Raw genomic sequence first — 9,680 nt, forward strand, 5'->3', positions numbered from 1 at the left:
TCCGCCTCAATAGTCACTCAATATTTTTGTGTATACTCAACCCTAAGAATTTCGATACTTTCCCTACCTTGAATAATACGGGGCTGGTTTTTCTTTTCAGTGATAGAAAACAGAATTAAAGTGGTTAAATTTTTGTCCTTATCGCGTGAGCAAATTTCTTGACATCTCTGAAAGTTCCTTATTGAATTGCAAGATGTTCACATTTCGCCTATAATATGTATTCGTGGTATAAAACTTTAAATATATTTTGGTAGTGTAGCCAAGTGGTAAGGCACCGGTCTGCAAAACCGCCATCGCGGGTTCGATTCCCGTCACTACCTCTAAAGAAAAGACCCAATCGGAAGTGTCGCTCCGATTGGGTCTTTTCTTTTTGTCGTGAAATTAAAACAAGCTCCCGAGAAATCATTTTGAGATCTCAGGAGCTTATTTTTATCGTTTACTTATCATCGTTCTTCTTGCGCTTGATACCAATCAAACCACCCAAGGCAGCTAGCATTGATGCCACAGCACCAGCAATCAACCCACGCTTCTTAACATCCGTTCCGTCAGTTGGCTCACTTGTTTCCGTTGGCTCGGCCGTCACATTAATCGGCGTTGCACGGATAATCTTCTCATCAGCCTTAGTACCAGCGTCGTATGGCAAAGCATTTGCCTCACTAGACGTTGCCGGTGTTTCTGACACTACCGATGTCGCTGAACCTGAATCTGTTTGCGTCGTTGGTTCTGCCACGTAGGCCGCTACGCCTGGTGTCACAACCGTCGTTTCGATTGATTGTTCTGCACTTGGTGCAACTGCATCAGTCGTTACAACGTTTGATTCTTGCGTTTGCGTCACAACTTGATCCACAGGTTGTGGTGTCGTTGTTGCGGTCGCACGGTCGTAAGCCGTTTGGGCTGTTGCCATCGCGGCGCTTGCGACATTGGCCAATGATGTTGCTTCAGCAAATGCTGATGTCGCAACGTCTGCGGCACTTGAAGCAATTGCTGTTTCGCTAGCAGCCACAGCAGCAGCGCTCGTTGCAGCTGACGCAGCGCTCATTGCTTCGCTGGCAGCACTGGCGGCCTTAGTAGCATATGAATCAGCAGCTGATTGATCACCAGCTTGGGCAGCCGATGTTGCCAATGAGGCATAAATCGAGGCAGCTGATTCAGCAGCTTGGGCCGTACTGTGCAACGCATTTGCTTCAGAAGCGGCGGCGCTGGCAGCTTGGCAGCGCTTTGAGCCACTGCACTCGCACTTGACGCAACACTAGCAGCACTGTCCGCAGCTGATGCGGCACTGGCAGCTTGTGATGCAGCCGAAGCGACCGTTGCATCAGTCGTCTTCGATGCCAAGTTAGCAACGGCACTTGCTTGTGAGCGACTTTGGTTAGCCACACTGCCAATTGCTGTTGCAGCACTTGAAGCGGTCTTAGCATACGAACTTGCGGCCGACGCATCAGTGGTTGCCTGCGTAGCGGCTGAACTCGTTGTTGCTGTTGCTGAGCTGGCAGTCTTAGCAGCATCCCCAGCTTGGTTCATTGCCGCTTCCTTATCAGCGGCTGACTGTGCGGCAGCTGCTCTTGATGTTGCAGCAGCTGCGCTAGAAGCCATCTCATTAGCGGCCGATGCCGTTGAAGTTGCACTTGACGCAACTGACGCAGCGCTTGAGTCAGCTTCAGAAGCTGACTGCGCAACACTAGCGGCACTTGAGGCAACCGCCTGGGCTGAACTTGCGACAGCGGCAGCGCTGGTAGCTTGGCTAGCTGCTGAACTTGCAGCGCTAGAATCTCCAGCTTGCGCATATGAACTTGCGGCGACTGCAGCTGAGCTAGCAATGTCATTGGCGTTCGAAGCAACCGTTGCGGCGCTTGAAGCAACCGCATTAGCACTTGAGGCCGTACTTGCCTGACTTGCAGCAACTGAAGCAGCACTTGAGGCCGTACTTACAGCACTTTGCGCAACACTAGCGGCGCTTGAAGCTGTTGAGGCAGCTGACGTTACCGCACTGTTGTTTGGATACTTGGCAGCATCTGATCCAGCATTCGTTGCAACACTTTGTGCCTTTTCGGCAGTTGAACTAGCTTGTGAAGCTGTCTTATCAGCTTGGCTAGCGGCCTGACTTGCGCCAGATGCAACTTGACTTGCAGTTGATGCTTGTGAAGCTGCATTACTGTTATTCGCATCTGCTTGGCTCGCAGCGCTGGCAGCTTCATCAGCAGCTGATTGCGCTGCTGTAGCTGTCGAAGCGGCTGTTGCAGCGCTCTTTGCCACGCTATTCGCTTCATTAGCAAGACTAGCAGCTGAACTTGCCACGCTGGCAGCACTTGAAGCAACACTATTAGCAGATTCTGCAACCGAAGCAGCACTAGTTGCCACCGAGGCAGCGCTTGACGCAGCGCTGTTATTTGGATACTTACCTGCATCCGCTACCGCACTCGAGGCTGCTGAACTTGCTACTGTTGCCGTTGAGGCGGCACTTGAAGCAGCACTAGCCGTTGAATTGGCCGCTTCAGCAGTTGCATCTGCATCACTAGCCGTCTTGTCGGCTTGTTCTGACGTAGCAGAAGCTGCCGAACTTGCGGCTGAGGCTGCTTGGCTAGCTTGATCTGCCTCTGATTGGGCAACTGCTGCCGTCGAGGCGGTTGCTGCTTCGCTAGCAGCCGTCTCATTAGCACTCGTGGCCGTTTGGGCAGCACTTGACGCAACACTATTCGCACTTGAAGCAGCATCATTAGCAGCACTGGCAGCCGTGGCGGCGCTTGAGCTGACTTAGCAGCCGTGGCCTTTGATTGGGCAATCGCTGCATATGAACTTGCAGCGCTCTCGTCGCCGACTTGTGCATATGAACTAGCCGTCGAGGCTGCTGAACTTGCTACCGCATTAGCCGATGTCGCTTCCGAAGCAGCCGAACTCGCAGCTGTGGCAGCTGACGTTACCGCACTGTTATTTGGATAAGTCGTGGCATCGTTAGCAGCACTTGACGCTGCATCAGTAGCATCTGAAGCTGCTGAGCTTGCGTTATTAGCCACTTCATCGGCAACCGACGCTGCACTTGAGGCAGCACTTGTTGCGGAATCAGCAGCATCTGAAGCAATATCCGTTGCTGTGTTTGCAAGACTAGCTGATGAAGCCGCCTTAGCCGCTTCGTCTGCTTGTGATTGCGCATTAGCAGCAGTCGACGCCGTTGTTGCGGCACTTGAAGCCGTTGACAAGGCTGCGCTGGCAGCTTCACTCGCACTATCGGCCACGGTTGCGGCTGATGTTGCTGTACTTTGGGCTTCAGATGCGACGCTCGCAGCTGAGTTAGCTACTGATTGCAGTGATGTCACAGCATCGGCAGCACTCGAGGCTACTGCGGCGTATGAACTTGCAGCACTCTCATCACCTGCTTGAACGGCTGAAGAGGCAGCCGTTGCAGCGCTGGCAGCTGAGTTAGCTGCTTCACTGGCAACTGCGTTTGCATTTGATGCAACCGATGCTGCGCTTTCCGCCTTCGTTGCAGCACTACTTGCTGTTGACGCTGCGCTTGACGCAACAGCATTGGCGCTATCAGCTTCACTAGCTGCAGCAGATGCAACTGAAGCAGCAGATGTTACCGCACTATTGTTTGGATACTTTGCTGCTGAACTTCCAGCATCCTTCGCAGCTGAGTTAGCCGTACTTGCAGCTTCTGATGTTCCCTCAGCAGTTTCTTGCGTATCGTCAGCTACCGAATTAGCGACACTCGCACTGTTTGAGGCTGTTTCAGCTTGATCGGCCGTTGCAGATGCAGCACTTGATGCGACATCAGCCAAACTTTGAGCATCATCCGCCTCAGACTGTGAATCTGCGGCAATCAATGCCGTTTCAGCAGCTTCCGAGGCAACTGCATTCGCACTACCTGCAACGCTCGCAGCACTACTTGCTGTTGATGCTGCCTCACTAGCAGCACTCGAAGCAGTCATCGCTTTGCTATTAGCACTCTCGGCAATTGCTTGTTGGGCAACCGCTTGGCTAGCAGCTGCATCTGCGGCTGAACGGGCTTCGCTAGCGGCAGACAAGTCACCTGCTTGCGCATATGATTCGGCAGCACTAGCTGCGCTGCTTGCCAATACTTCTTGACCGGCAGCCGCCTTGGCTGCTTCTGAAGCCTGACTAGTGGCATCACTTGCAATCTTACTTTGGGCATCCGCGACGCTCGCAGCGCTGCTTGCTGTTGACGCAGCATCATCTGCCACGCTTGCGGCATTCGTTGCCGTTGAGGCAGCTGATGTTACCGCACTGTTGTTTGGATACTTTGCTGCATCTGCATTTGCACTTGTTGCTGCGCTATCCGCCTGACTAGCAACCTTATCAGCCGTTGAAGCAGCTGATTCCGTCGCGCTTGCGTTATCTGCCGTTTGACTGGCAACAACGCCAGCGGCACTAGCAGCATTACTTGCGGCTGCGGCGGCTGACTTCGCGTTGTTATCCGCCGTCTCGGCGCCAATTGCTTGATCCGTTGCAGCAGCGGCCGTACTTGCCGTTGTTGCGGCGCTCGAGGCTGCTGATTCTGCTGCGGTTGCAATTTCTGCTTGTGATGACGCGATAGCTTCAGCACTTGAAGCTAAGCTAGCCATCGAACTAGCAACAGCTGATGCACTCGAGGCTGTCGACAAGGCACTGGCAGCTGCTTCTGATTGCTCAGCAGCTTCGTTTGCAGCACTCGTTGCCTTGTCCAAATCACCGGCCTGAGCTGCTTCGCTCGCGACGCTGGCGGCTGAACTTGCCAAACTAGCAGCGTTACTTGCAGCTGTTGCAGCTGATGAAGCAGCCGTTGAAGCTGAATCTGCTGTTGCGGCAGCACTTGAAGCAATCGAGGCAGCCACACTGGCAGCTTCATTTGCGTTCGATGCTGTTGTCGCAGCCGAATTCACATCATCAATCGCCTTATTCAAAGCGGCGTTTTGCGCATATGCTGAAGAATCTAGCAACGCATTTGCAGCTGAAGAGTCTGCTTGCGCATTTGAATTAGCTGTCGAAGCTGTTACTGCGGCACTTGAAGCATTATCAGCCGACGCATTCGCATCAGCCGTTTGCTTACCAGCATCGCTGGCAGCCTGACCGGCATTTTCAGCATCAGCATTCGCTGAGTTTGCATCCTCAGTTGCACGGTTAGCCTCGTCTTGGGCTTGGGCTGCCGTTTGAGCATCCGCCAACGCTGACTTAGCCTTTTCAGCTGCCAAACTAGCCGTCGTAGCAGCCGATGAGGCAGTTGTTGCAGCACTTGAAGCCGTTTCGTTAGCTGTTGTTGCAACAGCCATCTCAGATGCTGCCGCTGATGACGCTACCGAAGCAGCTTGAGCGGCTGTTGATGCCGCCGTTGAGGCTGCTTCAGCATTTGATTGATCACCAGCTTGAGCATATGAGCTTGCGGCGCTTGCCTGATCAGCGGCAACCTTTGCTTGCGATGCTGCTGTTGAAGCGTACTCACTTGCTGCCGTTGCGGCACTATTAGCATCTAGAACCGCTTGACTAGCTGTTGCATTGGCTGCTATTGCCGTTGACTCTGCATCACTAGCAACCGCTGCAGCTGACTGAGCCGTGCTATTTGCCGTTGAAACGGCAGTGTTATCTGGATAACTTGACGCAATATTCGCAGCTGCTGAAGCGGCTGATTGGGCGACAGAATTGTAATTAGTTGCCGACTCAGTTGCTGTATTCGTCGCATCGGCATTTGAGGTAGCATCTGACGCGGCAACGGTCGCATTGTCCGCATCGCTACCAGCTTGCTTAGCCTGGTCGTTAGCGGTTGTTGCATCACTTCCTGCCGTTCCGGCAGCATCCGCTGCTGCAGTTGCTTGGTCACCGGCTTGGGCGTATGAACTTGCATCAGCTGTCGCATCGCTCGCTTGTGACGCTGCTGTAGCCGCTTCACTTTGAGCTGATTGGGCAGCAATCAAAGCATCACCAGCAGCATTCGCAGCTGAACTTGCCACCTTAGCGGCTGATTGGGCTTCAGACAATGCTTGTGCTGCTGCGGCCGAGTTCGTTGCGGCAGCTGATGAATTACCAACTTGCGCTGCTTCACTGGCGGCCTTAGCATACGCATCGGCTGCAGCTGCGGCCGAACTTGCGACTGAAGCAGCTGAACTTGCGATTGCATTTTGGGCTGTCGCAGTTGCCAACTGTTCATCCGCGACACTTGCGGCTGATTGCGCCGTACTGTTAGCAACCGACGCTGTCATCGCTGCCGATTCAGCAGCAACAGCAGCTGATTGCACAGCACTATTATTTGCGTAAGCAGACTCTGCGGCCTTAGCGCTTGCTGAAGACGCTACTTGATCAGCCGTTGACTTTTGAGTCGCAGCTGAACTTGCCGCGTCATTAGCTTGTGAGGTCACATTCGCGACATCACTAGCTGTTTGTGACACATTATTTGCCGTGTCGCCAGCTGATGAGGCCGTCGTACCAGCCGCCTTCGCATCCGACGCTGCACTGTCAGCATCATCTTGGGCTTGGGCGGCTGTTTGCGCATCTGCTAACGCTAACTGAGCCACGGCAGCTGCCGAACTAACAACACCGGCGGCTGAACTTGCCACAGTGGCAGCGCTATTAGCCAACGAAGCAGCGCTTTCAGCTGCTAGCAATTCAGATGCAGCTTGTGACGCTGCAGTTGATGCGGCAGCCGATGCTGAACTTGCGGCTGATGAGGCCAATGATGCATTAGCCAAATCACCCGCTTGGGCATATGAACTGGCTGCACTAGCTTGATCAGTTGCAATTTGTGCTTGCTTATTAGCTTCGCTAGCAGCCGATGTTGCGTTCGACGCAGCATCATTAGCGGCACTGGCTGCTGATTGGGCAACGACATTAGCTGATGACACAACTTGTGCAGCTGAGTCAGCAACGCTGGCCGCGCTTGATGCTGTGCTATTTGCCGTCGCAATCGCACTGTTAGCTGGGTACTTCGTTGCGATGCTTTGTGCTTCGCTCGCTGCTGATTGCGCAATTGCATTATCAGCAGTGGCATTCTCAACACTGACATTCGCGCTATCGGCTGCTGTATTGGCGCCACTCGCTGCTGACGTTGCATTCGTTGCATCGTCCGTTGCTTCTGAAGCCGATGAACCAGCGGTTGCCGCATCGCTACCGGCCGTTCCGGCGGCATCGGCTGCTGCAGTGGCATCACTACCAGCCGAAGCATAAGAAGTTGCATCAGATTGCGCACTCGATGCTGTGGTTGCAGCTGAACTTGCCAAAGAATTAGCTGAGCTTGCTGTATCCGCTGCTGTTTGTGCGTCTGCTTGGGCACTTGCCGCTGTTGAGGCAGCTGAACTTGCCAACGCAGCATATGATGAAGCAGCTGAACTTGCCACTTGGGCTGCGCTTAGATCACCCGCTTGGGCAGCTTCACTCGCTTGAGAAGCAGCCTTGCTTGCTGCTTCGGTTGCCGATGAGGCAACCGTCGCGGCTGAATTAGCGGTGTCCGTTGCTTCACTTGCCGCATTTTGGGCATTTGAGGCAACTGTGGCCGCTGATTGCGCAATACTGTTCGCTTCGCTCGCTTGAGAAGCAGCTGTTGATGCCGCACTGGCGTTAGATTGCACGGCACTGTTGTTTGCATAGGCTGAATCGGCAGCCATAGAAGCTGCCTCGCCTGCAGCAGTTGATGCAGTTTCAGCTGCAATCGCGGCTGAACTTGCCGTTGATTGTGCTGCATTATTTGATGCAGCCGTCTCCGAACTTGTCGATGCTGTTTCAGAGGCAACATCACCGGCCGTAGCAGCTGAACTTTGTGCATCAGTTGCACTGTTCAAAGCACTGTCGGCGGCATCCTGGGCTTGAGCAGCCGTCTTCGCTTCAGCTAGTGCCTGTTGTGCTTCAGACAATGATTCACTAGCTACGGCGTCCGCACTTGCAGCAGCGCTGGCAGCTTCACTAGCCTTTATCATTTCTGCATTAGCCGTCGAAGCTGCACTGGCTGCTGCTTCACTAGCGGCACTAGCTGCTGCTGCAGCTGAACTTGCGGCCGAACTAGCATTAGTTGCCGCACTCAAATCACCTGCTTGCGCATATGAGGCAGCTAATGATGATTGTTCAGCAGCTGTTGACGCAGCTGCATCCGCAATGTCCGCTTGCTCATCAGCCTCTGATGCCGCTGCAATCGCTGCGTCTTGTGATGTTTTAGCATCCGATGCGGCTTGAATTGCATCGGCCTTGGCTGAATTTGCCTTATCGGCTGCCGACTGAGCCATCGATGCAGCCGTTGAAACCGCCGCATTATCCTTGTATGCACTCGAAGCCAAAATATCAGCTGCTGATTGGGCAGTTGTATCAGCATTCGACGCTGTTGACGCGGCTTGTTCAGCTGAAGATTGCGCATTATCAGCATAGCTAGCAGCTGAATCAGCATCATCTACGGCTTGATCAGCGCTGGCGGCAGCACTATCTGCCGAAACAGATGCTGCAATGCCATCTGTCGCTGCTCCCGCTGCATTATCCGCAGCGCTGACAGCAGTTGCCATTTCAGACAAGGCCGTACTTGCTGCCGTGGCGGCGCTATCAGCGGCACTTGAAGCCTGATCGGCAATCGTTGCATATGAACTTGCAACTGAAGTAGCATCCGATGCGGCACTAGCGGCCAATTGCGCATCACTCATCGCAGCAGCCGCTGCGGTTTGTGCACCGGTTGCGGCCGTGGCGTAACTTGCAGCGGCCGACTTATCACCCGCGTTTGCAGCACTTGAAGCCAATTCAGCATATGAACTTGCGGCTGTTGCGGCCGAACTTGCCGTTGAAGCAGCTGTTGAAGCCGCTTCTTGTGCGGCAGCTGCGGCACTGGCAGCATCAGATGCAGCCGTAGCAGCACTATTTGCCGTTGTAAGGGAGTCGTTCGCTGCCGCAGCGGCACTAGTAGCCGCCGTAATTGCACTTTGTACTGCGCTGTTGTGCGCATAGGCTGAGTCGTTTGCCAAGTCGCTAGCCTGTGAGGCATACGATGAGGCAATTGCGGCTGTTGAAGCCGTCACTTGTGCCGTTGATCCAGCTGCACTAGCGGCGTTTTGAGAATCTGTTACTGATGAACAAGCTGTGTTAGCTGCTTCTCCAGCAGATGCCGCATTTTCAGAAGCCAATGTCGCTGCGTCGTTCGCATTGTTTGCTAAATCAGTTGCGGCTGCGGCATCAGTTGCCTGTGATTGAGCAACCACTGCCTGATCAGCGGCTGATTGCGCTGTCGCTTCGGCATTATTAGCCAAATCAGTTGCTGATTGCGCGGCTGATGCAGCTGCGGCGCCTTCTGATGCGGCTGTTGATGCAGCTGCCGATTGATTTGCAGCTGAACTTGCGGCTGATGCAGCTGAACTTGCCGTCACGGCATCACCCACATTAGCTGCCGAACTCGCAACTGACGCTAATGAAGCAGCTTCTGATGCAGCTGACTGGGCAACTGCATTCGCGCTATCCGCCGTTTGTTGCGCAGCACTAGCCACTGATGCAGCTGACTTCACGGCGTCGTTGTCAGCATAAGAATCAGTCGCAGCAATACTTTGCGCAACACTATTTGCTGAACTTGCCGTTGACGCTGCCGAATTAGTGATATCAGCAGTTGACCCGGATTATTCATGCACTAAATTTTTAACCACAGCTAAATCAGTAAAATACGATAAATCACCTTGAAACTGCCAGTACCTTGGCACGGTTTCAGGGTGTTTTTTTCGATTGGGCGTTTTTTGAGA

Annotated in this window: 2 protein-coding genes and 1 tRNA gene; 1 reads left to right on the forward strand and 2 read right to left on the reverse strand. The window is 53.7% G+C overall.

What is annotated here, in order from left to right; all coding sequences use genetic code 11:
• Nucleotides 1-249 precede the first annotated feature (249 nt).
• Nucleotides 250-320: transfer RNA gene (locus C6P11_RS10050), tRNA-Cys, on the forward strand.
• A gap of 715 nt (nt 321-1,035) precedes the next feature.
• Here the strand turns inward: C6P11_RS10050 and C6P11_RS10055 are convergent.
• Nucleotides 1,036-2,358, reverse strand: coding sequence for a hypothetical protein (locus tag C6P11_RS10055; protein ID WP_135520805.1), 1,323 nt, complete (start codon nt 2,356-2,358; stop codon nt 1,036-1,038).
• Between the two features lie 77 nt (nt 2,359-2,435).
• On the reverse strand, nt 2,436-9,452 hold the full coding sequence (locus C6P11_RS10060) for a beta strand repeat-containing protein (RefSeq protein ID WP_135520807.1): 7,017 nt from the start codon (nt 9,450-9,452) through the stop codon (nt 2,436-2,438).
• Nucleotides 9,453-9,680: the final 228 nt, after the last annotated feature.

This window comes from Weissella confusa, from assembly GCF_004766315.1.
Taxonomy (GTDB): Bacteria; Bacillota; Bacilli; order Lactobacillales; family Lactobacillaceae; genus Weissella; species Weissella confusa_A.